Origin of the sequence: Pseudochrobactrum algeriensis, from assembly GCF_018436245.1 — a bacterium.
Classification (GTDB): Bacteria; Pseudomonadota; Alphaproteobacteria; order Rhizobiales; family Rhizobiaceae; genus Pseudochrobactrum; species Pseudochrobactrum saccharolyticum.
In genome coordinates, this window is sequence record NZ_CP075361.1 from 3,002,501 (window position 1) to 3,027,500 (window position 25,000).

At 49.9% G+C, this 25,000-nt stretch carries 19 protein-coding genes, 1 tRNA gene and 2 rRNA genes (1 of these 22 only partly in view); 6 read left to right on the plus strand and 16 right to left on the minus strand.

Annotation, left to right across the window (positions count from 1 at the left end; all coding sequences use genetic code 11):
- Positions 1 to 197: 197 nt before the first annotated feature.
- From KHQ09_RS15920 to KHQ09_RS15955, 8 genes are all read right to left on the minus strand, one after another.
- On the minus strand, positions 198 to 1,520 hold the full coding sequence (locus tag KHQ09_RS15920) for an amidase (protein WP_213599226.1): 1,323 nt from the start codon (positions 1,518 to 1,520) through the stop codon (positions 198 to 200).
- 82 nt (positions 1,521 to 1,602) lie between these two features.
- The gene (locus KHQ09_RS15925) at positions 1,603 to 2,574 is read right to left on the minus strand and encodes an ABC transporter ATP-binding protein (RefSeq protein WP_022709142.1); all 972 of its coding nucleotides are present in this window, start codon (positions 2,572 to 2,574) and stop codon (positions 1,603 to 1,605) included.
- On the minus strand, positions 2,567 to 3,583 hold the full coding sequence (locus KHQ09_RS15930) for an ABC transporter ATP-binding protein (protein WP_022709141.1): 1,017 nt from the start codon (positions 3,581 to 3,583) through the stop codon (positions 2,567 to 2,569). The genes KHQ09_RS15925 and KHQ09_RS15930 overlap by 8 nt, the downstream gene beginning before the upstream one ends.
- Positions 3,580 to 4,401 carry an ABC transporter permease gene (locus KHQ09_RS15935; RefSeq protein WP_022709140.1) on the minus strand — a complete coding sequence of 274 codons (822 nt, stop codon included), beginning with the start codon at positions 4,399 to 4,401 and terminating at the stop codon, positions 3,580 to 3,582. The genes KHQ09_RS15930 and KHQ09_RS15935 overlap by 4 nt, the downstream gene beginning before the upstream one ends.
- A 4-nt stretch (positions 4,402 to 4,405) precedes the next feature.
- A complete protein-coding gene (locus KHQ09_RS15940; protein WP_213599228.1) occupies positions 4,406 to 5,341 on the minus strand; it encodes an ABC transporter permease in 936 nt (311 codons plus the stop codon).
- Between the two features lie 266 nt (positions 5,342 to 5,607).
- On the minus strand, positions 5,608 to 7,209 hold the full coding sequence (locus KHQ09_RS15945; protein WP_420801458.1) for an ABC transporter substrate-binding protein: 1,602 nt from the start codon (positions 7,207 to 7,209) through the stop codon (positions 5,608 to 5,610).
- 133 nt (positions 7,210 to 7,342) lie between these two features.
- The gene (locus KHQ09_RS15950; protein ID WP_213599230.1) at positions 7,343 to 8,974 is read right to left on the minus strand and encodes an amidohydrolase; all 1,632 of its coding nucleotides are present in this window, start codon (positions 8,972 to 8,974) and stop codon (positions 7,343 to 7,345) included.
- A gap of 364 nt (positions 8,975 to 9,338) precedes the next feature.
- Positions 9,339 to 10,490: a M20 aminoacylase family protein gene (locus KHQ09_RS15955; protein ID WP_213599232.1), complete on the minus strand. Its 1,152-nt coding sequence runs from the start codon at positions 10,488 to 10,490 to the stop codon at positions 9,339 to 9,341.
- Between the two features lie 294 nt (positions 10,491 to 10,784).
- Between KHQ09_RS15955 and KHQ09_RS15960 the strand changes: the two genes are divergently transcribed.
- The 3 genes from KHQ09_RS15960 (at position 10,785) to ada (ending at position 14,437) form a co-directional block, all read left to right on the plus strand.
- Positions 10,785 to 12,278 carry a patatin-like phospholipase family protein gene (locus KHQ09_RS15960; RefSeq protein WP_238481784.1) on the plus strand — a complete coding sequence of 498 codons (1,494 nt, stop codon included), beginning with the start codon at positions 10,785 to 10,787 and terminating at the stop codon, positions 12,276 to 12,278.
- A gap of 260 nt (positions 12,279 to 12,538) precedes the next feature.
- Positions 12,539 to 13,189, plus strand: a complete 651-nt coding sequence (gene alkB, locus KHQ09_RS15965) for a DNA oxidative demethylase AlkB (RefSeq protein WP_213600057.1) — start codon at positions 12,539 to 12,541, stop codon at positions 13,187 to 13,189.
- A 177-nt stretch (positions 13,190 to 13,366) separates the two neighbouring features.
- The gene (ada, locus tag KHQ09_RS15970; RefSeq protein WP_213599234.1) at positions 13,367 to 14,437 is read left to right on the plus strand and encodes a bifunctional DNA-binding transcriptional regulator/O6-methylguanine-DNA methyltransferase Ada; all 1,071 of its coding nucleotides are present in this window, start codon (positions 13,367 to 13,369) and stop codon (positions 14,435 to 14,437) included.
- A gap of 174 nt (positions 14,438 to 14,611) precedes the next feature.
- Here ada and KHQ09_RS15975 read toward each other — a convergent pair whose 3' ends face one another.
- From KHQ09_RS15975 to KHQ09_RS15985, 3 genes are all read right to left on the minus strand, one after another.
- Positions 14,612 to 15,061: a DUF411 domain-containing protein gene (locus KHQ09_RS15975; RefSeq protein WP_213599236.1), complete on the minus strand. Its 450-nt coding sequence runs from the start codon at positions 15,059 to 15,061 to the stop codon at positions 14,612 to 14,614.
- Between the two features lie 37 nt (positions 15,062 to 15,098).
- Positions 15,099 to 16,292 (minus strand): calcium:cation antiporter, encoded by a 1,194-nt coding sequence (locus tag KHQ09_RS15980; protein WP_238481663.1) that lies wholly within the window; start codon positions 16,290 to 16,292, stop codon positions 15,099 to 15,101.
- Positions 16,293 to 16,493: 201 nt separating this feature from the next.
- Positions 16,494 to 17,021, minus strand: a complete 528-nt coding sequence (locus KHQ09_RS15985) for a ClbS/DfsB family four-helix bundle protein (protein ID WP_213599238.1) — start codon at positions 17,019 to 17,021, stop codon at positions 16,494 to 16,496.
- A gap of 332 nt (positions 17,022 to 17,353) precedes the next feature.
- Between KHQ09_RS15985 and KHQ09_RS15990 the strand changes: the two genes are divergently transcribed.
- Both KHQ09_RS15990 and KHQ09_RS15995 read left to right on the plus strand, forming a co-directional pair.
- On the plus strand, positions 17,354 to 18,013 hold the full coding sequence (locus tag KHQ09_RS15990) for a hypothetical protein (protein ID WP_116089386.1): 660 nt from the start codon (positions 17,354 to 17,356) through the stop codon (positions 18,011 to 18,013).
- A 167-nt stretch (positions 18,014 to 18,180) separates the two neighbouring features.
- The gene (locus KHQ09_RS15995) at positions 18,181 to 18,573 is read left to right on the plus strand and encodes a hypothetical protein (RefSeq protein WP_075657619.1); all 393 of its coding nucleotides are present in this window, start codon (positions 18,181 to 18,183) and stop codon (positions 18,571 to 18,573) included.
- Positions 18,574 to 19,030: 457 nt separating this feature from the next.
- On the opposite strand, the gene KHQ09_RS16000 is transcribed toward KHQ09_RS15995, so the two are convergent.
- Entirely contained in the window at positions 19,031 to 19,738 is a 708-nt protein-coding gene (locus tag KHQ09_RS16000; protein ID WP_028233207.1) for a response regulator transcription factor, read from the minus strand.
- A 446-nt stretch (positions 19,739 to 20,184) separates the two neighbouring features.
- Here KHQ09_RS16000 and KHQ09_RS16005 point away from each other — a divergent pair, with 446 nt between their 5' ends.
- Positions 20,185 to 20,952, plus strand: coding sequence for a Crp/Fnr family transcriptional regulator (locus KHQ09_RS16005; protein WP_213599240.1), 768 nt, complete (start codon positions 20,185 to 20,187; stop codon positions 20,950 to 20,952).
- A gap of 76 nt (positions 20,953 to 21,028) precedes the next feature.
- Here the strand turns inward: KHQ09_RS16005 and KHQ09_RS16010 are convergent, their stop codons facing one another.
- From KHQ09_RS16010 to KHQ09_RS16025, 4 genes are all read right to left on the minus strand, one after another.
- A complete protein-coding gene (locus KHQ09_RS16010; RefSeq protein WP_213630856.1) occupies positions 21,029 to 22,312 on the minus strand; it encodes a solute carrier family 23 protein in 1,284 nt (427 codons plus the stop codon).
- A gap of 979 nt (positions 22,313 to 23,291) precedes the next feature.
- A tRNA-Met gene (locus KHQ09_RS16015) sits at positions 23,292 to 23,368 on the minus strand.
- A 244-nt stretch (positions 23,369 to 23,612) separates the two neighbouring features.
- Positions 23,613 to 23,727 (minus strand): 5S ribosomal RNA (rrf, locus tag KHQ09_RS16020).
- 223 nt (positions 23,728 to 23,950) lie between these two features.
- Positions 23,951 to 25,000, minus strand: a 23S ribosomal RNA gene (locus KHQ09_RS16025) (it continues 1,758 nt past the right edge of the window).

Consider the following 25,000-nt stretch of genomic DNA (forward strand, 5'->3'; position numbering starts at 1 on the left):
ACACCCAAATCCGACCCAAACCACCCCAAAAACCCAGCCAAATATATCAAATCACATCACCAAACCCTTGTTTCGACTCATAAATTCAGATTCAAAACAAGAAATTGACCAGAATCGGCAGCACCAGAATCTAAAAATAAGCCACGCCAACAGATGTTGGCGGGGTTTTGTTCTCATAATGATTCCCGTGAAACACTTTAGGCTTTCAATAATGCTTCCACGGTAGCGCCAATCGTCAGAATTTTACGATCAGAACCATTACGGCCAACCAGCATCAGACCTGCCGGACGCTCCGGCATTGGCATCGGAATGGAAAGCGCAGTCATCGCGAACTGATTCACAATCTGCGTATTGCGCAGATACAGAGTTTCAAACCGGTCATATTCCAGTTCATCATTTTCTACCTGAGCAATCGGCACTGCTTTGACTGGCGTTGTCGGCAATACCACAACGTCAAATGCAGACATCATCTCATCCGCCTGTTTGACCAGTTCTCCGCGGAATGTCAGCAATGCCTCATATTCCGAAGCCGGAATTTTTAAACGGTCACGCAGTGGCACGCTGACACGCTCATCTACCGGCATCGATAAATCATTCAGCCACTCTTTATGTATATGTGCCGCTTCAATGCCGGTGAGTGATCCTTTGTTCGGGCCTGTGCGCAGTGTATTAATAAGAGTGTCAAAGCTGCACTCTGTAAATACCGCACCGGCAGCCTCCAGTTTTTTCAAAACGGACTGATAGGCCGCAGCCACGTCCTCTTCCATATCCTGCAGCACAATGCCCTGCGGAATACCGACTTTGAGACCTGCGAGTTCGATCTTTTCTAAAGGCAACGGCGCTTCACCGGCCATAATCGCATCGGCATCCGCACAGGCCGCAACAGTCTTGGCCAAAGGCCCGACGGAATCGAGGGTCGGCGACAGCGGGAACGCGCCCTCCAGTGAAACACGACCATGGGTCGGTTTAAAGCCGACAACACCATTCAATGCCGCCGGAATACGAACTGATCCGCCGGTATCTGAACCGATTGCAATATCACATGTGCCTTCGCCCGCGCTGACAGCTGCACCGGAAGAAGAACCGCCGGTCACCAGACTTGCATCATAAGCATTGCCAGGCACCGGATAATGCGGATTAAGCCCCGTAGCCGTGAAAGCAAACTCCGTCATATGTGTTTTGCCGATGATAATCGCACCGGCTTTACGCAGGCGCTCGACGATCACCGCATCTTTTGTCGCCGGCTTTGCTGTTTTACGAATGATTGAACCGGCAAGATTAGGTTCTCCCGCCACATCGAACAGGTCTTTGATCGAGACAATCTTGCCATCCAGCGGGCCAAGACACTCCCCTCTTGCTGCTCTCTGGTCTGCGGCATCGGCTTCAGCGCGCGCTGTATCCGGATAGAGTTTGACATAAACCGCTTCCGTAACCTTGCGATCTTCAAGACGTTTTAAAATTGCATCCAGTTTTTGGCGTGCTGACAATTCCCTGCCCTCATCATTGTGTTCAGTCACCATCTCACAGAATAAAAGGCCACGAGCCGTAACCGGTTCATGACCTTTTCTCTCTTTATAATATAGTATGCATCAATATCCGTCATTATCGCTGAGCGATAAACCGGACTTTATGCGTGTCGGCGACAGGCAGAAGCTCTGTTACCGGCGGCACGGTATAAACATCATGTTTGCCGAATTCCCGCGGATAATAATCATAGCCTGCAGGCGGTGGCGGAGCCTCATCCATACCGCTGCGTTCTTCACCCCGAACGATTGCAAACGGATCAGGAATCGCGCCCATCAATCGCCGTGTATAAGGATGTGTCGGATTAGCAAACACATCCTGCCACGGACCTTGTTCCACCACCTGACCGAAATACATCACCGCAACGCGGTCACTCATATGCTCAACCACACTCAGATCGTGGCTGATCATTATATATGAGAGCTGCAATTCATCCTTCAGTTCCAGCAACAGATTGATGATCTGTGCGCGGATCGATACGTCCAGCGCGGAAACCGGCTCATCCAGCACCACAACTTTCGGATTGAGCACCAGCGCGCGGGCAATACCGATACGCTGACGTTGACCGCCGGAAAATTCATGCGGCAGGCGCTTGGCGTGCTCCGGTTTCAGACCGACAAGCTTCATCGTATTCTCAACACGGTCATTGAGTTCCGATTTTGTCGTCACACCCTGCAGACGCAAAGGTGCTGCAAGCGAGGTATAAATCGTCTGTCGCGGATTGAGTGACGCATAAGGATCCTGAAAAACCATCTGCGCCATCTGTGCCCGCTCAAGACGGCTTGGCCCTTTTTCACCGGTAATCGGTTTACCTTCAAAATAGATCGTACCCGAAGTCGGTTTTTGCAGACCGAGAATTGACAGCGCCAAAGTGGATTTGCCGCAACCGGATTCCCCCACAATGGAAAGACATTCACCTTTATGCAGATCAAGACTGAAATTATTGACCGCCCGTACCGCTTGTTTTGATTTACGAAACAAGCCGGCAGCCACCGGAAAATGAACATTGAGATTTTCAATACGCAACAGCGGCGTGTTCTTCTCACTCATGATGATAACACCTCACGAAACCGCGTTTGGCTTCCGTATCCCCGTTCTGAATGCTTGCATTCTGTTCCAGCTCAGTTTGCGGCGGTACTTTTGTCAGGCAAATATCGGTCGCCCGTGTACAACGCGGCTGAAACCGGCAGCCTTTCGGAAAAGCCGAAATAGAAGGTACAACACCTTCAATCTCCTGAAGCTTTTTACGTTCATCCGGTTTCCGCTGCCCCAAAACGGGCAGTGAACTCAAAAGCCCGTGCGTATAAGGATGCGCAGGATGTCCGAACAAGTCCGCAACATTCTGCTCTTCAACCAGATGACCGGCATACATCACACCAACGCGTTTGCACATTTTCGCAATCACGCCGAGATCATGGCTGATCATCAGCACGGATGTTCCGCGCGATGAGCACAATTCCTGCATCAGTTTCAGAATTTCCGCCTGAACCGTCACATCAAGTGCGGTCGTCGGTTCATCCGCAATCAGCAGATCAGGATTGCAGGCCAGCGCGATGGCAATCATCACACGCTGACGCATACCGCCGGACATCTGGTGCGGATAGTTTTTCACACGGCTTTCCGGTGCAGGCACATGCACCTGCGCCAAGGCCTCAATCGCCTTCTTCTCCGCCTCATGCCATGTTGCGCCCTGATGGAGCACAAACATTTCAGCAATCTGCCGTCCCACTGTTGCCAGCGGGTTCAGTGCAGTCATCGGCTCCTGAAAAATCATCGCAATCCGGCTGCCGCGCAATTTACGCATATCGCGATTGCTCAGCTTGCGCAGATCCTGCCCTTTAAACAGGATCTCACCGGAACTCACTTCCAGAGGACGGTTCAAAAGCCCCATAATGGAAAGCGAAGTGATGGATTTTCCGCAGCCGGATTCCCCTACCAGACCAAAGGTTTCACCGGCACCGATCGAGAATGAAACATTCTCAACCACGTTAAACCGCGTTTCACCGGAAACCATATCAATATGCAGGTTTTTCAGTTCTAAGAGTGGTGTATCGCTCATGATTTGCGGCTCCTCATATGCGGATCCAGCACATCGCGTAAGCCGTCACCAAACAGATTAAGCCCCAGAACTGTCAGGAAGATTGCAAGCCCCGGGAAAATAGCTGCCCATGGCGCAATGGCAATCAGCTCACGCGCGTCGGTCAGCATACTGCCCCAGCTCGGGAATGGCGGACGAATGCCCAGACCGAGATAGGAAAGTGCCGCTTCTGCCAGAATAGCATCACCCATGCCGAGCGTACCGATAACCAGAATTGGGCCAATCATATTCGGCAAAATCTGGGTAATCATAATGCGGATATCACTATAGCCCAGTGTCTTTGCGGCCTGAACATAGCCCTGCTTCTTCAAAGACAATGCGGATGAACGGGCAATACGGCAGGTCCATGACCAGTTGGTCAAACCCAACGCAATCAGCAGACTACCAAGGCCAGGGCCGAGGATCGCCATAATTGCCAGCGCAAAAATCAGCGACGGGATCGACAGCATCAGATTGGTCAGACCACAGACAAAATCATCCCAGCGGCCACCGAAATAACCGGCGGAAATGCCCAAAGTCAGGCCGATAATGGTGTTGATGATCTGCGAGACAATACCCACAGTCAGCGAAATGCGTGCACCGTAAAGCACACGGCTGAACACATCGCGCCCCTGTGCGTCGGTGCCGAACCAGAAATCACCATCCGGCGGCAGTTCCGCATTAATCAGGTCAGCATCAAGCACCGGATCATAATGTGCCAGCAAAGGAGCGAAAATACCGGCGGCCAGAATAACCACACACAGCACTCCGCCGAATAACAGATTGAAACGTAATCTCATGGCGCTACTCGTGGCTGATGCGCGGATCAATCACCGCATAAAGAATATCGACAACCGTATTGATGATCAGGAACCACAATACGATCATGAGAATAGCACCCTGCACTACCGGAATATCGCGCATTGATACGCTGTCAACGAGCAGTGAACCGAGCCCCGGCCATGAGAATAATTTCTCGATAACAACGGCTGCGCCCATCAGCGAACCAAATTGCAGGCCGACAGTGGTGATAATCAGAACCAGCGCGTTACGCACCAGATGCCATGTGACCAGACGATAGGCATTCATACCTTTGGAACGGGCTGTACGGATGAAATCCGCGCCCATCACTTCAAGCACAGCCGCACGGGTGGTGCGCGCCAGCAAAGCCAGCGGTGCAACGCTCAAGGTTACCGCCGGCAAGATAAGATTACGAATACCGCCGTCGCCATAGCCGAAACTCGGCAACCAGCCCAAAGTCAGCGCGAAGAAATACATCAGCAGCAGACCAAGCCAGAACTGCGGCAGCGACAGACCGGAAACCGCACCAATCATCGTGAAAGTGTCTAATATACTGCCCGGTTTCAGCGCCGCGATAAAGCCGAGCGGCACACCAATCAGCACTGCAAGCATCATGGCGGCAATAGCCAGCTTCATTGTCGGCCACATCCGCTCCATCAGCACCTGTGTCACAGGCTGGCGTGTGCGGAATGATTTGCCTAAATCAAATTGCACCAGACTGACAATATATGTCCCGAACCGCTCATAAACCGGTTTGTCGAGGCCGAATTCCTTATTCATCTGCTCGGCGACTTTGGGATCATTACGTCCCTTACCGTCAGCAATCTGGCTGGATGTAAAACTGCCCGGAATAACACTGAAAATGACGAAGATAAGAAGAGATACCGCCAGAATAGTCGGTATCATCTGCAATACTCGCCTGATAACAAATCGAAGCAACCTGCGTGCCCCTTCCTACAGCATATCGTGAAAAATCCGGAAACATGTCCGCAGGATAGCCTGTTCAACCGACTGATTTTTCCTGCATCCGCTCCGTACCGATATGCGACGAAACAAAAACTGAGAGCATTTTGGACAATAAAACCCGCGCGACAGGCTCAATCCGGTCACGTGCGGTCAAAAACACAATGCTCTGAAGACTGAAATTGGACCGGAGAGCAGAAATCCGCTCTCCGGCACGCCCCCCGCCTCAAACGGGCACGGGTTTAACGACCGCTCGGAACGCTGTCGTCCACCCAAAGCTCTTCATAAGCCTGAATTGCAAGCTCAGCAGAGTTCGGCTGCAGGCCGTGCAACCATGGCTGATAGGCAATAACGGCCTTGTTATAGTTGAAGAACCAGTATGGTGCTTCATCCTGCAGGATATTATTGGCCTGACGCAACAGATCGTTGCGCTCATCTTCAGAAGCGGTTTTCTGAGCAGCTTCATATAACTTATCAAATTCAGCATTGTTGAATTTTGTATAGTTACAGGAAGACTGCGGTGTCTTGGAATAGAAGCACTGCAGCGCTGTCAGAGGATCCGGACCACTTTCCAGCGACCACATGAAGGACTGGAAATTGCCGCTTGGCACGTCTTCCGAAAGCACGGCGGATTCAACCGGCTTGGTTTTCAGCTTGATGCCGACTTTATCCAGCATAGGAATAATCGCTTCTGCGATTGTCAGACCCCAGCTTTCATTCTGCGTTGCAGTCAGCTCAAATTCAAAACCATCCGGATAACCGGCTTCAGCCAGCAGGGCTTTCGCTTTTTCCGGATCATAAGGATATGGCTTTGCATCCTTGTCAAAAGCAGGCGACGACAGCGGCAGCCAGCTGACAGCACGATAGGCTTTGTCTTTAGCCAGACGCTTGATGATCAGATCGGAATCGATCGCATAATTGATAGCCTGACGAACGCGCTTGTCCTGAAGCGGTTTCACATCACGGTTGAAACCCATAACGCGGGTATAAACTTCCGCGACTTCCAGAATGTTTTTCGACAGTTCCGGATCAGCTTTATAGGTCACATATTGTGCAGGTCCGAGAACCGAAACATCCACTTCCTTATTGCGGAAAGCAACATCACGCGCTGCGGCTTCACCCATCAGCATAATATTGATTTTATCGGCATAAGGCTTGTCTTTAAGGTAGAATTTTTCCCATTTTTCAACGGTCAGACGTGAGCCCGGAATATATTCAGCGAATTTGTAAGGTCCGAGACCCACAGGACGGCTTTTGAAGCTGTCTTTATCGGCTTCGCCATCCGGATAAATCACTGTGCTCGGCTGCATGAAAATAAAGCCCGGATCCAGCGCTTCATTCAATGTGACTTCGAGCGTGAAATCATCAATTTTCTTCAGGCCTTCGATTTCCTGAACTTTGCCTTCGGAATAAGCATCTGCGCCTTTAACATTGCTGATATAACGGGCACCGACATAGGCTTTGCCCGGTGTCATCGCGCGCTTATAGCTGTAGATAATGTCATCAGCAGTCATCTGCTTGTCATTATGGAAAAATGCATCCTGACGCAGTTTGAAAGTATAGGTCAGACGATCATCCGAAGCTTTCACTTCCGTTGCCAGATCGAGCTGCGGCTTGTTGGCTGTGCCATCCCATGAATAAAGGCGGCGATGCAGCGCTTTGGTCGGAAACTCATCCTGCGTTGCAGTGGTTGCCTGATTGTCCAGCGTACCGAAGCTTGAACCGTAAGGCGCAACGAAATTAATCGTGCCACCTTTGCGCGGTTCTTGAGCGGAAGCATTCATGGCCACGCCGGCCAGCAAAGATGCCGCCATTGTTGAGATTAAGGCTAAGCGTTTCATCATTGAGAATATCCCCTCCTCAGAATTTATTTTTATTCCGGCTGCGGTCTCCTAATCCCGCAGCCTTATTCTCTGCTTTTGCCGCGTATCTTATCCGAAAACCGCTTCACAATTTTCGGGATACGCTGCCGCTGTTTCAGCGTGCAAACACAATCTCACCGCCGCGCAATGTCATAATGCACTGCGTATCGCTGAGAATTTCCTCCGGTGTCGCTTCCAGCATATTGCGTGAGAACACGGCAATATCCGCGACCTGACCGGCAACCAGCTTACCTTTCACAGTCTCCATCTTCTGTGAAAATGCACCATATTCGGTGTAAACCTGCAAAGCTTCTTCGATGGAAACACGCTGGTTTTCATCCATTACAGTGCCTTTCCACGTCTTGCGGGTCAACATCGTGTAAAGATTCGGAAACGGATTCGGATGACAGACCGGGCTGTCGCTGCCGGTCGCCGGTTTGAAACCAAGATCGCGCCATGTCTTCAGCGGATAGCTCGGACGGGCACGTTCATCCCCCAGAACCGAAATATAAGCATCGCCGAAATCATAGATGAAAACCTGCTGCGGGCACGGATAAATACCGGCTTTGAGCATACGTTGATGCTGTTCATCGCTGGAGAAACCGCAATGTTCAATACGGTGGCGACGATCCGGATCAGGATAGGCAGCCAGCGCTTTTTCATAGGCGGTAATCAGCTGTTCAATCGCCATATCGCCGATCGCATGGCAAGCCAGCTGGTAACCTTTGGCGTGAGCATCCATCACCATGGCCTGCAAATCTTCATCACTGAGAATCTGCACACCAATATTGTCCACATCATCGCCGTGATATGGCACGGACATCCATGCGGTTTTGCCCCCCGCAGAACCGTCAAGGAAGAGTTTGACCGCACCGATGGTCAGCATATCATCGCCGACACCGGAAACCAGACCGCTTTCATAGCATTGCGGCACCACTGACTTGCCCGGATCACCAAGCAGAACCAGCCATGTACGCACCGGCAGACGGTTATCACGCTTGGCAATATTATAAGCACGAATTTCTTTATAACCGGCAATCTGACCGACCGCCGCATCCATGCAGGATGTAATACCATAGGAGAGAAGCATATTACCGCCGTCTTCAATGGCTTCAATAATCTGCTCTTCGCTTGGCTCAGGAATAACAGCACGCACCAGATCCTGCGCATTTTCAGCCAGCATACCGGTCAGAGCGCCGTTTTTCTGTTCAATCAATCCGCCATCCGGCACAGGTGTTGTTTCATCCACACCGGCAAGTTTCAGTGCAAAGGAATTGGCAATCGCCACATGACCGCAGGCGCGGGTCAGCAGAACCGGATGTTCGGGTGCCGCCTGATCCAGCTCGGATTTATGCGGATGACGGCCAATATCCAGCTTGGTCTGGTCATAGCCGCGCGCCAGAATCCATTCGCCTTTCGGCAATGTTGCCGCTTTTACACGGATCGCTTCCTGCAAATCAGCCAGTGTCGGTAAGACAGCAGGTGTTGCATCAATCCGCTTCAGAGACAGACCGGTTGAAATCAGATGCAGATGCGCGTCGTTCAGACCCGGTGTGGCGAATGCGCCTTTGAGGTCAACAAGCTCTGTAGCCTCCCCCTGAAACTGCAGAATATCCTGAGACTTGCCGCCGGCCAGTACCTTGCCCTGCCAGATGGCCAGTGCCTCAACAGTACCTTCTTCATAACCGCACCAGATGGTACCATTGTGCAAAATTTTATCGGCAATAATCATCCCGCTCGCGGACATGATGTGCCCTCCCCTTCATGCTGCTGCAGGCAATCGTCGCTTTGTTCCCGCGCATTCTGCTCTGCAGTATTATCACTGTTTCCCGTCATGCTGGTTCGCCTTACCCTTCCTTGCAAGGTATAAAGCTCCGGCATTTTTTTATCTTTGACTGAAGCCTTTCATTATACGAAATGAAAAGCAAGCTGCGCATTTGTTAAAATTAGACGTTATTTTTACGTCATTTTGCGCAATAAAACTTCGTTTCGACGATTTTTAGAATTTGAAGGCGACTATATGCACAGCCCTCATGAGGCTATGCATAAATTCGATAGATATATCACCTTGGTGATCTGCAAAATTGCGGGCAGATTCGCCCGTTTTATGTCTATACGAGACTGGATTTTGCCATCTGATGGAAGAAAGAGGCTCCGCACTCCAATATCTCATCATTAAAATTGTAGCGGCTGGTATGCAACCCGCTGCTGTCACCATTGCCAAGGAAAATATAGGCTCCCGGCACGGCTTCCAGCAAGAAGGAGAAATCCTCACTGCCCATCATCGGCACATCCAGCTCTTCGAAAGCATCTTCACCAAAGCTGGCAATGGCCACATCCCGCGCCAGTTCATAGGCCTGCTTGTTGTTGATGGTTGCCGGATAGCCCACAGCCCAGTCAAGCTGCACTTCCGCCTGATAGCTTTTCGCCTGAAAACGGGCAATTTCATCCACGCGATCACGCAGTGCTACCCGTACAGACGGATCCATTGCCCGCATTGACAGTTCAAGTACAGCCGTATCCGGAATAATATTACAGGCCGAGCCGGACTGGAAAGAACCAACAGTAAGCACCGCAGGCTGATGCGGAGAAATATTACGGGAAACCAGCGTCTGCAAAGCCATTACAATACTGGATGCAACCACAACCGGATCAACGGTCAGTTCCGGCATGGCACCATGGCCGCCGCTGCCTTTAACAGTCAGTGTCAGCACATCAATCGATGCAGCCATCGCACCGGCTTTTGCTGAAAATACCCCTGTCGCCAGACCTGGCATATTATGAATCGCGAAAACCTGCTCACAAGGGAAACGCTCAAACAAACCGTCTTCAATCATCATTTTGCCGCCGCCGAAATTCTCTTCCGCCGGCTGGAAAATCATATGAACCGCACCGTTAAAATCCTGATCCTGCGACAGTGCATAGGCTGCTCCCAGCAGCATCGCCGTATGACCGTCATGGCCGCAGGCATGCATCACGCCTTCATGCTGGCTTGCATAAGGCAGACCGGTTTCCTCCAAAATCGGCAAAGCATCGAAATCTGCACGAAAACCGATTGAACGGTTGCTGTCGCCGCGCTTCAGCGATCCGACAACGCCTGTCTGTCCCAGACCGCGCGTTACCTCAAAGCCCCATTTTGTCAGATGCTGCGCAATGAATTCCGATGTTTTAAATTCAGATAATCCGATTTCCGGCATCGCATGCAGCTGATGCCTTATCTTAATCAGCTCCGGCAAAAAGCTGCTGAAATCAAATTTTCCCATAGCCCACTCCCATTATGCCCCAATATGCAAATCACCTGCAAACCAGCGCGTCCATACCGGTTACGAATTCCGCATCACCCGATCAATGCACAGCCATAGTTACAGGATCAGTATTTCTTATACTATTCGATGGACGATTTGCACGAACATAAGCACCACCTATAATTGTTTTTCTTTGTTTTATCTTTCCGCCATTTGAATTTCACTTGCCGGAAACAAACCACTCTCTTAAAAGTGCTGGATATGCAATAAAACAGGCATACTGCAGGCTGCGGTTGCTGCCTGTTTCAGCCCATGGCCAATAAAACGGAGCAGAATGTGCGATTATCAATCAGTCTGATTTCTGCTGCGCTATTTGCTCTGTCCGCCTGCGCGTCCAAAGATGTCGGCCCGATCAACAGCCATGAATCGGATATTCAAAGCAAAAGAACCGACTATATCGCCGATCACGGTAATGACGGATCAACCGTTGTGGCGCTGGCTTTTTCCGGCGGCGGAACGCGCTCTGCCGCTTTTGCCTATGGTGTATTGCAGGCGCTGGATGAAACGGTCATTGATGAATATCCCTATAAGCGGCGGCTGATTGATAATGTCAGGCTGGTTTCCGGTGCTTCCGGCGGTGCAGTTGCTGCCGCCTATTACGGCATGACCGGCCCTGATAAATATCGCGACTTTCGTGAGAAATTTCTGTACCGCAATGCAGAGGAAGGCCTGCGCACCTCATTGCTGCATCCCGAAAATGTCGTACGCACCATCGGCGGCGGTCTGAATGACCGGAACGGATTTGCCCAATGGCTGAACGACAATCTGTTTTATGGTAAAACCTTTGCAGCACTCAGACGCAGTGATGCACCGACCGTGTGGATTACCGCATCCGATATTTATAATCGCACGCCGTTCCACTTTACCGATGATACATTTGAAGCTTTGTGCAGCGATCTCGATAAAGTCTATCTTGCCGATGCAGTGAGTGCCTCGGCTGCAGTTCCCGTGGTGTTCTCTCCGGTGGTTATCTCCGCCATGCACAAGAAGTGTAACTATCAGCCGCCACAATGGCTACAGGAGACACTCACCAATCCGGATGTTTCACTGCGTCTCAATGCCTATGCACGCAGCCTCTATGCTTATCGTAATGATCCGAAGCAACGCTATATCAAGCTGCTGGATGGCGCATTGACCGATAATATCGGTGTCACCCCATTCGCGCTGGCACGGGCTGGTGCAAAAAATCCTTACGGCCCGCTGTCTCCGGCAGAGGCGGTAAAATTGCGCAAGCTGATTTTCATTGTTGCTGATGCCGGTACTGAAGGTGAAGAACCATGGGCAACAAATGTAAACGGCCCGATATTAACCGAGGTCGCCGCTGCCACAGTCTATACAGCAATCTCAGCCTCTGTGCGTGAGGGTTTTGATGCTCTGAAACTGGCCACCAATCAATGGCAGCAAAATCTCATTCAGTATCGCTGTTCGCTGTCTGCAGCCAAGGTCAAAGAATATCGCGGTACTTTACAAGGCTGGAATTGCAGGGATTTGTCCCTGATTGTCGAAGCCGTCAGTTTCCGTGATCTGGATAGCGCCACGCAAGCCCGTCTCAACAAGATTCCGACCCGTTTCAGCCTGCCGAAACAACAGGTTGATCTGGCCATCGCTTCCGGTCGTCAGGCGATTTTGCAGCACGAAAAAATTCAGAATGCGGTTCTGGATATTCAGAAATTCGCTCAGGTGAAGCGCTCAGAACAGGTTGCGCCGGTTAAACGCGCCTCTGCCGCACTTCCTGTTTTTCATTAGAGCGCCGTGTGCCAGACTTAGAGCGGTTTACGTTCATGTTGGATCGCAATGTCCGCTCTAGATTTCTTAGTTTGTCGCATTATCCCGACGTCAAGTTGATCACAGCTTGACTGTGAAATGCTCTAGCACACAAAACTCGCTCGAGCACTTTAAAATCAGAGCATAATTTACCTTCAACTGACCCGGTTTTTTAAATTATGTTCTAAGACGACAGTCGTTTATACTCATATTTCGTGCCCTTTTCTGATCCGGTTATGATGATACAAGATCTTTTTTCAGGACTGACCTCCGCGCTACCAGAGCAGGAAAACCTTGCTCAAGGCGCTGTATTGTTACGCGGATTTGCTCTGTCAGCGGAACAGGATCTGCTCTCAAGCCTCTCTGCCATCACCGAACAAGCTCCGTTCCGGCACATGGTTACGCCCGGCGGCTTTACCATGTCTGTTGCTATGAGCAATTGCGGGCCACTCGGCTGGGTCAGTGATCGCAGTGGTTATCGCTACAGTCCTGTTGATCCGCAGACAGGCCGGAACTGGCCACAGATGCCGGAGAGTTTCTTGCAACTTGCCCAAAAAGCAGCGGCCAAAGCCGGTTATGCTGATTTTATGCCCGATGCCTGCCTCATCAACCGCTATGAACCAAAGACCAAACTCTCATTGCATCAGGATAAGGATGAAAAAAGTCCTGACCATCCGATTGTCTCAGTATCGCTGGGTCTGCCTGCAACCTTTCAGTTCGGTGGCTTGAAACGGACAGATCCGGTACTCAAATATGCATTGCAGCACGGCGATGTCGTAGTATGGGGCGGCGTATCACGCCTTTATTATCATGGTATTACGCCACTGAAAGACGGAGATCATCCGCTGCTTGGCCGTTTCCGCATCAATCTGACCTTCAGAAAAGCAGCTTAGGGCGCGTTGTGTATAATCTGATGCTTTATACTCGCCCTTTCGCTTTATTTTAACGCATGTCTACCCAAAAACCGGTACCTATTTTGGGGAGACATGCTCAAATTTAAAAATAAGATTTGCAGTGCAGGAACAAAATTCACGCGATAACCTGTGATCTATTCAAAGAAAGGTAAGATCGTGAACAAGCACGCCCGCATAGACGAACTCCTTGACGATCCGCGCTGGCAGGCTGCGCTGGATCGAAAAACTGATGCCGACGGCACATTTGTTTATGCCATCAGCACAACAGGTATTTATTGCAGGCCGACCTGCCCTTCCCGCAGACCAAAACCTGAGCATACGCAGATTTTCGACCATCCCCGTCAGGCTGAAACAGCAGGCTACCGGCCATGTCTGCGCTGTCTGCCACAGCGTCAGGAAACATTGCAGCAACAGCAGAACCGGATTGTCGAAGAAGCCTGCCGCCTGATCCGCGATAATGAAACCGCACCGGATCTCAGCAGCCTCGCCGCCCATGCCGGTTTCAGCACATCGCATTTTCATAAGCTGTTTAAGCAGGTTACCGGTATCACTCCGAAAAATTATGCCCAGTCACTGCGGATGCAAAGGCTTGAACAGGAACTCAAGAACAATAAAACCTCTGTGACAGAGGCGATTTACAATTCCGGTTATAATGAAAGCAGCAATTTCTATGCCTCAAAAAACAGGCTTTCCGGTATGACCGCATCTGCCTATAAAAAAGGAGGCGCAGACATCATGCTTCAATATGCAATTGCACCCTGCTCCCTTGGTAAAATACTGGTTGCTGCAACGTCAAAAGGCATCAGCTCGATTTTGCTCGGTGATAATACTGATGAATTACTGGATGATCTGAAAAAACGCTTCCCGAAAGCTGAAATCTCTCAGGGTGGCAGTGATTTTGAAACCACACTGAAGACCTGTCTGGAATTTATCGATCAGCCGCAGCCGCAATTTTCCTTACCGCTGGATATTCACGGCACGGTCTTTCAGCAAAAAATCTGGCAGATTTTGCGTCAGATTCCGCCGGGACAAACCGTCAGCTATGCGGAACTCGCCAGTCTTGCCGGCATGCCTAAAGCTGCGCGTGCAGTTGCCGGTGCCTGTGCGGCCAATCCGGTTGCTGTTGTCGTGCCCTGCCACCGCGTTGTACGCAATGACGGCGGTCTTTCCGGCTATCGCTGGGGTGTGGAGCGCAAGCGCACATTGCTCAGCAAAGAGAAAAGCTAGAGCGGTTTACGTCCAGATTGGATCATAGCGCTCGCTCTAGATTCTTTATTTGGTCGCATTATCACGGGCGTCAAGTTGATCCAACTTGACTGTGAAATGCTCTAGGTACAAGGCTAATCCGGCCTTGAGAAGAATGACTGTAACAGCCCTGCGGCTGTTACAGTCGTTTCACTATTAATGCTGTGCGAAAACAGAGCGCTCCGTCTTTGAGAAACGGATAACCTGATAAGGCTCACTCATACCGCCCTGCTCCATTCCCGGAGAGCCGACAGGCATACCCGGTGCGGCAAGACCGGCTTTTTCACCGCCCTCAGCAAGAAGTTTCTCAATATCCTGCGCTGGTACATGACCTTCAATAACATGGCCATCAATAATAGCTGTGTGGCAGGACTGAAGATCATCCGTAACGCCGTATTTGGCTTTGATCGGGCTCAGATCTTCAATATTGTGTTCTTTAATCTCAAAGCCCGCCGCTTTCATGTGGTCGCCCCATGCACCGCAGCAACCGCAATAAGGTGATTTATACAATTCAACCACTTTACTATTCTGGGCGGATGCTCCGGAGACAAACCCGCTCAGCAACAGGGCAAACATACCGGCACCGGCCACTTGCATAAGCTTCATTTTACAAAATCCTTCTTTGAACGGGTTATGTCATATTTTACGAACTGAACAGCAACACGCTGAAAACAGCAAACAATGCCAGATGCAAAATCCCTTGAACCGGTGAGGTTTTCTGCCCGATAAAGCTGAAAGCCGTGAGCGCAATTGTCAGCAGAAACAAAATTGTTTCAACGCCGGAAATGCCCATTGTCACGGTTTTATTCATCACCAGACCGATAATCAGCACCGCCGGTACAGTCAGCCCCACAGTCGAGACAAAAGCACCGAGACACAAATTAATCGCGCGCTGCATTTCATTATTCAGCGCCGCTTTCACAGCTGTAATCGACTCCGGTGTAAACACAATGATTGCAATCAATACGCCACCAAGGGCTACAGGCGCATTGACCGTCTCAATACCGTAATCAATCAGAATAGCCAGATCATGAGCCAGCAAAACAATCGGCAGGATCATCGCGATCAAAATAACAGAGCGGACAAGAATTGCCCGTTTATCCAAAGCTGCCGGTGCCGCATCCTTTTCGGCAAGCATTTGCGCTTCACTCGCCAGTACGGTCATGTCGCCCGATTTCGGTTGAATGAACAACCGGCTGTAACCGCCGATCTGCATCCACAGGAACAGACCATAGACTGCCATTGTAATTGCGGAAAATGCTATCGCCTGTACAAAATTGAACTCACCGGCGCCGGAAACATAATTCGGCAACACCAGAGCAAGCCCGGTCAAAACGGTAATCAGCGACAAGTAAGTGACAGCGCCCTGCGCATTATATTCCTGCTCACGATAGCGCAAACCGCCTGCAAGCAAACAAAGACCGGTCACAAGATTAAGAATAATCATCATGACGGAAAAAATAGCGTCACGGCCGATCGTCGGGAATTCACCCGGCCCAAGCAGAACCGATGCAATCAGAATAACTTCAATAGAGACAATCGACAGCGTGAGAATAAGCGTGCCGTAAGGTTCACCCAGCTGATGCGCAAGATGATCCGCCTCTCCCACAACCCCAAAGGCTGCCATGATGATTGTTGCAAACAGCGCAAGAAAACACAGGACTGCAATTGTGTTGTCAAACGGTTCGCTCAGCCACTGTTTGCCCCAAATGGCAAAAACAGCAACCACAAGCCATGCGATCAGAAGACGAATAATTGTCAGGGGCGGGAAAAGTGACCGCAGCGATGCAACCTTAGTTACGGCTAGCATAGCGGCTGGTTCAGATCGTTGTTTCATAAGGGCCTGCTCTCCATCTGTTAGAGCGCATCTGAAAAACAATTTCAGAACAATGCGCGTCATTCAAAAGGGCAGAATGCGGGTCGGAACACTCGGTTCTGATACGCTCTGCACCGGATAGAGGGGCCGTCCCCGTATGATGCAATGGCAGGTCGTCCTGCACTGTGGCTATATAATGATAGCCGTCGGTTTTCGCAACCTTTACATCGCCTGCGATTTGTTAGCCGGAACTGTCTTCAGCCATTTGCGCAAGCGCCCGCAGGCATTTTTATAGGGCGATGAAGTGTTGAACTGTATCATACGCCCCATCGTCCATTTGTCGTACCAGCCGGCACCATAAAGTGCTTCATCTGATCGCTCTGAAATTTGCTGAATGATTGTTTCTTTAGCGGCCTGCAAACGCAACAACAGCGCTTCATAAGTCAGAGCATCATAATCCCTGTAAAACTTCTGAGCCAGTCTGCCCAACTCATTCCATTTAAACCCTGTCTCCGGAAAATCGATCGGCTCGCCGGCGCAATCCTTCTCCAGCCATTTAATCACGAGCTCATTCCAGCCGGTGAGATAGGCCAGCAGATCCTTCACACTCATTTGCGTGTCTTTGGCATGACCATCGAGGCTTTTTTCTGTGATCCTGCCGGCAGGAACCTTGCGGACGAGCCGCATCAGACTGTCAAAATTTACAGTAACAGCCTCGGTCAACTCGTCTTTTGTCTGCGGAATCGCCATGTAATTTCACCTGAATTCTGCTGCCCCGCTCATGCAGCAGCAGTTTTAAACCACCTGCAGATACGTAACTTTGCGTAAATCTTACGTTTTAAAAAAGCAGAAATACAGATCCGGTTTAGAGAAACCATAGACAATAGGGATAATAAATTTACAGGCAGGTAAAGAAAGCCCATCAATATTATTATTCCGATTAATCAATTTTCCAGCATTTCAAAGCCCGAAACATACTTACAATCAGTTTCAGCAAAGCAAATCCGCTTTGTCAGCATATGTCATCAAACAATCAAGCCACACAAAGCCGGGCGTTCTCGCGCCCCGGAAAGGAGTTAGCTATGGCTAAACTGGGTATCCTATTGTGCGCTGGTATTATCAGTATTACTGGCGGTAACGCATTGGCGCAGTCCTTTACAATGGACAATAATGCCAATTCCAACTCTCAGTCAGGGGCAACGGCGATTGCCATTGGCAGTACCAATACCTCCCCGAACAGGATCAGAACAACTGTTCCTGCGATTTCTCCGGGGCTGGTAGCTGCAGGTGTTCATTCCTGCGCGGGCTCAGCCAGTGCCGGTATCGGTGCAACCGGCTGGGGTTTTGGCATCGGTTCGACCTATGAAATGAAGGAATGTAACCGTCGTGCCTATGCGTCAGCTCTGGCAGGTCTCGGGCACAGAAGCGCTGCCCTTGATCTGGTCTGTCTCAACAAAGAGGTTCGCGCCTCATTGAATGCGACAGGTATTGTCTGCCCTTCTCAGGGGGTGGCTGCACGGCAGGTCTCATACCGCACCACGCCGACAGCCGTAGCATCCGCTTCAGTTGCCCCCGCTCCGCGCGTACAGAGAGCCTCTGCTCCCGCCCCCGTCGGCAACAAACGGACTTACTCTGCGAAAGCCCTTGGTCTTTCCAGCAGTGATCTGGAAGCCAAAGGCTGCACACTGCGCAATGACGCGCAAAGAGGCCGCGCCTGGTTTTGCCCGCGTCCTGTGATGTGAGCAGACAGACAGAGCATGAAAATCAACCACATGACAAAAATTTTGCCATTCGTGGATATAGCCTTTTGCCCATGGCCAAGCCTTCTGAGCGGCCATGGGCAGCGGGATATATCGTCGGATATATCTGGCAAACGGGAGATTTGCCATAACAGTTGGAGGATATAAAAATGAAAAGACTTCTTGCTTTTGCAGCAGTCTCAGCGCTGGCTCTCGCCGGAGCACTGCCTGCTTCCGCACAAACAGTTGAATGGGGCGGCGGCTTCGCCGGTCAGACTATGGGTAACTCCGCAGTCAGCGGCGGCGGCTTCTTAGGAGCCGGTTCCACAGCTCAGGGCTATGGCACAACCAATGGCTGGGCCACCACAACCGGTATCGGCGGCGGCGTCGTTGTACCTGGCTTTGGTATCGGTGCTTCCGGATCTCTTTACAGCTCCGGTATTTCCGGTCAGTCAGGTGCCGTTGCAAACTCGAGCACAGGGTTTCTCGGTGGATCGTCCGCAGCCAGTGCAACCGGTGGTGCAATGGGCTCAGCCTCAGGCTTTGTCAGCATCAATCCCTGACTATCGCTGGATAATGTATTTTCTTGATGCCAGCGGTAATAGCAATCGCCGGCAGCCTGAAACTTACTCTTCGCCCCCAAAGAGTAAAATAACGGGAAGTTTCTACTTCTTCCGTTTCGAAAAGAATGAGAGTCCGAATCAATAGGATACCCGCTCTCATTCTGTAGGAGTGGACAACATCCACTCCTACACAATTTCTAGAGCATGTCTCCCAAAAGTGGGAACCGGTTTTGGGATAAAGACATGTGTAAAAACAAAAAGTTAGAGCGGTTCTACCGATTCAAGATGAACCGGAGCCGCTCTAAGATTCATCCGGCACAAGCGGGTCAGCCGGTTAAAATAAACGATGAAATGATCCGGGATATTAAACGACCGGAACTTGAAAATTATTTGAGCGCAAAGAAATCCTCACACCTTGCAATGCGCTCAAATAATCTTCTCAATTCCGGAGAATGTATTAAAATACATTTTGATATAAATTGTTCAATTTATAGGCGACTTCTGTCCGGTTTGTAGCACCGAATTTCTTCATAATATTATGCATATGAACTTTGACTGTCGCCTCACTCATACTCAGTTCATAGGCAATCACTTTATTTGCTTTTCCCTGTCGCAACAGCTGAATCACCTGAATCTCACGGGCAGTAAACAACCCGCTTAACTCATGGGTGTCTGTCTTTTTGGGCTGTGCTTTTCCGGTAATGCTGGTTGCCGGTATAAATGTCCCTCCGGCCATGGCCAGATGAACCGCTTCAACACAAACACGGATACCAACAGAAGTCGGGATATAACCACGGGCGCCAAGCTCGATGGCACAGACGACCTGATCCCAGTCTTCACATTCAGACAGCAATATGAGCGGCACGGGATCCCATTCCGCTTTGATGTTTTTAATCTCTCCGGAAAGCTCCGGATCTGTTACTTTTCTGGTGCCGATATGCAGCAATAAAACAGCTGCACTCAAACCGGCAGATTCAGCGTCGCTATGCTCCAATGTTTCGTAACAAACAATTGGCAGCCTCAAACCTGTATTAAGTAATCCATTATACAGACATTCGCGATCAAGATTATTTTTGCAGATGAGAACAAGACGTTTTTCCAGATTTTTCTCTGCGATCATCATCTTATACTCCCCTGCACCTTCGGAAGCTGCCCTGTATTGCATCCCCCCACTCCTCCCTACTCTACTTTATAAACATTCATCTTATACTTGATGTTTTTAGTCATAATAAGAGCGCAAACAGCTTCGCACCATCTGCGTTGCTTAAACAAAACTAATGCGGATGGTTTGAATTATTGCTTTTATAGGATAAGCTTGTCCTTAACCTAAGTTAGCAAAAATAAATTTTATAAATATGCGTGCCGAAATTTAATTACACAAATAGGGGTAACAACTACATCTTTTGATCTAGTGCGTTTCCGGCAAAACAGAAACCGGCTGTGTAATGGATCGTATATAAAAACAAATAAACAGAGCATTTCCAAAGTGTAAGTCTAATTCCGGAAATGTTCGGATACGCATCCCGAAGCCCGTAAAACGGTTTCGGAACAAAACCCATATATGAACGCCCTGATTTCGGCGTTTTCAGTTTAGTAAGAGCGGGGGGGAGGATGCATAATAAATCACAAAATGCCAATGGCGTTACAAACGCTCTGTCAGAGCTTCTCACATCACCGCCCATTGCAGCCGACTTCGGAACCACAGAGCTTCAAGCCATCTCCGGCTTGCAGGTTGAAGAGCGCCATTTTCAAACCGATCAGACTATAATCAATCAGGGTGAGCGCATCCGCAGTATCCATCTGGTGCAAAGCGGATGGGGCTGTGTCCATCGTGATCTGTCCAACGGGGAAAGACAGGTACTGGATTTTCCGATGCGCAGTCATTTTGTCGGTTTAAGAACCGCTGCAGGCCGCAGTTATAATACTGTCGCCGCCATTACCCCGATGACTGTTTTTGAAATCCCGCTGAACTCCCTCGCCCACGCCATTAACAGCGCTCCAAAACTCAGTTTTGTGCTCATTGAGCTTTTTGCACGACAACGATCTATGCTGATTGAGCATATTACGAATATCGGTTGCCGAAGCGCTCTGGTGAGAACCGCACATTTATTGCTGGAACTGGGAGACAGGGCGAAAGCCTGCGGCATGGGTGAAGATACGGGTTTCTACTGTCCTATCACGCAATATCAGCTTGCAGATGCGCTGGGACTAAGCCCGATTCATATGAATCGTATGTTGCGGGAACTACGGGAAGAAGGTCTTTTGATTTTCAAAAATGGTAAGGTCGAATATTTAAATCGCAAAGGTCTGGTTTATCTCGCTGAATATGACGGGGAGTTTATGAATATGTCCGTTTTCGACCGTGCAACACTGCAGTAAAAGACCAAGATATTGTTTTATGACCAATACAAAAAACACTGGCCGGAATATTTCCGGCCAGTGTTTTGCTTTTTAATTAAGCCGTTTCGCGACGACCAATGCCAAGAAGCTGGTATAAGACCAGTGCAGCAAGTGTAGAGGTACCGATACCACCCAATGCGAAATCACCGATCGTAACAGTAAAGTCGCCTGCACCAAAAATCAGAGCCACACCAACAGTGAAAAGATTACGCGGATCGGCGAAATCAACTTTATTCACAACCCAGATGCGTGCCATTGCAGAAGCAATCAGACCGAAAACTGAGACAGCCAGACCAGCCAGAACCGGAGCCGGAATCGTCTGGAGAATTGCACCGAATTTTGGTGACAGGCTCAAAGCCAGAGCAACAACCGCGGCGATAACAAAGACAAGAGTCGAATAAACCTTAGTCATTGCCATAACACCGATGTTTTCTGCATAGGTCGTTACACCTGTGCCACCACCGGAACCGGAAACCATAGTCGCCAGACCATCTGCAAAGAAGCCTCTGCCGATATAGCGATCCATATTCTGACCGGTAATAGAGCCAAGCGCTTTAATATGACCGAGATTTTCTGCAACAAGAACTATGGCAACCGGTGCAATCAATGTAATTGCAGGCCAGCTGAATTCAGGCTTCAAAAAATGCGGTAAACCAAACCAAGCAGCTGCACCGACAGCATCAAAATTAATGCCCGGAACCATACCCAATCCGTTACCAAAAATCAGAACGAGCAGATAGCCGAAGACCAGTGCCAGCAAAACCGCAACTCGACGTGTCGCTCTTGGTCCATAGGCGGAAATAATCGCCATGCACAGGACTGTCATCAGAGCGATCGTAATATGTGCATGTGTTCCTTTAAGCTGACTGACAGCAACAGGTGCAAGATTCAACCCGATAGCAACACCGATTGCACCGGTCACAGCTGGCGGCATCAGCCTTTCAACCCAGCCGGTGCCAACGCCCATGACGATAAGGCCAATCAAAGCATAAAGTGCACCGCAGGCAATAATCCCGCCCAAGGCAACGCCAATATTGGCATTAGCACCGCTGCCACCATAACCTGTCGCAGCAATAACAACGGCGATGAAAGCAAAAGAAGAGCCAAGATAGCTTGGTACGCGACCACCGGTGATCAAAAAGAACAATAATGTACCGATACCGGAAAAAAAGACCGCGACATTGGGATCAAAACCCATAATCAGCGGCGCAACAATCGTGGATCCGGACATTGCAAGAAGATGCTGAATGCCCATCGGGATTGCGGCAGACGTCGGCAATCGTTCATCAGGTAAAACGGTGACGTTATTGGTCAAACGCCAGGTTGGAAAATAAGCCATATTGTCCCCTTACATAATATGCAGATTTTTTCTTTAGCTATTTGTGTCAAAGATATCCACGAGGCACAGTGTAAAAACCGGTACAAATAGCCAAATTACACTGAAAACATGGATTGCATGCAAAGATACGGCACTACAGTCTGGCTCATCATTTTCTTGAAGATAAATTATTTCTTAGATTGAGCATCAGCCATGTTAACTTGAACGTGTATTCAAAGTTAATAAGTATATTTTGTCATCAACATATAATTCGCAGCATAAACCGCTCGCGTCATTATATTTACTTCATAAAAATGCAGATCTTACAATACAAACTGTAATTACAAAAACACTGACCGAGGCTTTTATGACATCCAGTTAATTGGCAAATCTGGATGCATTTAAAATCAGCAAGGCAACCAATGATAAGAATGTTTACCCGTACCTGACCAGAGTTGACGGCATCAGCCGTGAACAATATACGGTATAACGACCTCGAGCTGCTCGACCATTACTATGATCACAGTAATGCTGAGAAAGATTATATATTGTCTAGATGGAGAGGTTTGCCCCCTCCCCCGTTTTTCTCATTCGTATGTTTTAAATACGAAAAGCTCCGCGCATTTCTGCCGGAGCTTGGGGGATTTTCGGAGATTTGGTTTCGGTTTTGGCTTTGTTCCGTTCGTCGTGCAATCAATATTGTATCGCTTGCTTTTCCTCCTCCGCCTTCCGGTTATGGGGCTGATGAGGTGAGAGCGTATAGAAACCGATTGATTATCGATTTTAGCTCGAACGGGCTGGTCCCGGATGCATTGGCACGCCTATTGGAATGGCGTCTGGATCGTAGCTTTATTGCTTTGAGGGGATTTGGTTGCGGGGGCAGGATTTGTGGTTTTGTATCCCGCTTAGTCGGCTTTGCCTCCTTGCGGGCCCCTGACTAGGCTTAAAATCTACGACCCGTTACCAAAAAAAATCCCGCTCAAAGAGCGGGCTGTTTGTTTGGTTGCGGGGGCAGGATTTGAACCTGCGGCCTTCAGGTTATGAGCCTGACGAGCTACCGGGCTGCTCCACCCCGCGTCAAAGTTAGTACAAGCCTTTGAGGCCCGGGAGCGAAGTCAGCCTCTTTTTCAGGTTATGGGCCTGATGAGGTGAGGCCGTATAGCAATCGATTGATTATCGATTGTAGGCCGAACGGGCGCTCCACCCTAGATATATGATCGCTTAAGATTTGCTTTGAAGATTGTCTTATCGGTAAGCGATTGATTTGCGCGTTTAGCGCTGAATGTTTGAGAAGATGTTTTGATTTCTGTGCCTTTTGCAGACCTGGCAGCGACCTACTCTCCCGTGTCTTAAGACAAAGTACCATCGGCGCTGGAGCGTTTCACGGCCGAGTTCGGAATGGGATCGGGTGCAGCCGCTCCGCCATAACCACCAGGTCAGCAAAGGGCACAGAAACAAATAAGAAGCTGGGTTTTTCGTGCATAAGATCTTAGCGCCTCGGTCACGAACACACAGTGTTCGCAAGTGCGACCGCACGTCGGCCACTTTTGGCCGCCCTCGCGGAGGATCAGCAGCTTTAGCTGCGTACGATCCGTGAGCGCTAGTCTAATTCTATCAAACTCATCCATTGGATGAGCTTGATGGATATTGATAATGAGAACAATCAAGTCGATCGAGCTATTAGTACCGGTCAGCTGCATGCATTACTGCACTTCCACATCCGGCCTATCAACGTGGTGGTCTTCCACGGCTCTGATAGGGAATACTCGTTTTAAGGTTAGTTTCCCGCTTAGATGCCTTCAGCGGTTATCTAGTCCGTATATAGCTACTCTGCTATGCCGTTGGCACGACAACAGATCCACCAGAGATACGTCCATCCCGGTCCTCTCGTACTAGGGACAGATCCTTTCAATATTCCTACACCCACGGCAGATAGGGACCGAACTGTCTCACGACGTTCTGAACCCAACTCACGTACCGCTTTAAATGGCGAACAGCCATACCCTTGGGACCTGCTCCAGCCCCAGGATGCGATGAGTCGACATCGAGGTGCCAAACAACCCCGTCGATATGGACTCTTGGGGGTCATCAGCCTGTTATCCCCGGCGTACCTTTTATCCGTTGAGCGATGGCCCTTCCACACGGGACCACCGGATCACTATGACCGACTTTCGTCTCTGCTCGACTTGTCTGTCTTGCAGTCAGGCGGGCTTATGCCATTGCACTCGACGAACGATTTCCGACCGTTCTGAGCCCACCATCGCGCGCCTCCGTTACTCTTTAGGAGGCGACCGCCCCAGTCAAACTACCCACCATACACGGTCCTGGACCCGGATATACGGGTCGCAGTTAGACATCTATGACGATAAGGGTGGTATTTCAAGGATGACTCCACGAAGGCTGGCGCCTCCGCTTCAAAGTCTACCACCTATCCTACACATGTCGCCACAAATGCCAGTGTAAAGCTATAGTAAAGGTGCACGGGGTCTTTCCGTCTAACCGCAGGAACCCCGCATCTTCACGGGGAATTCAATTTCACTGAGTCTGCGTTGGAGACAGCGGGGAAGTCGTTACGCCATTCGTGCAGGTCGGAACTTACCCGACAAGGAATTTCGCTACCTTAGGACCGTTATAGTTACGGCCGCCGTTTACTGGGGCTTCAATTCAAGGCTTGCACCTCTCCTCTTAACCTTCCAGCACCGGGCAGGC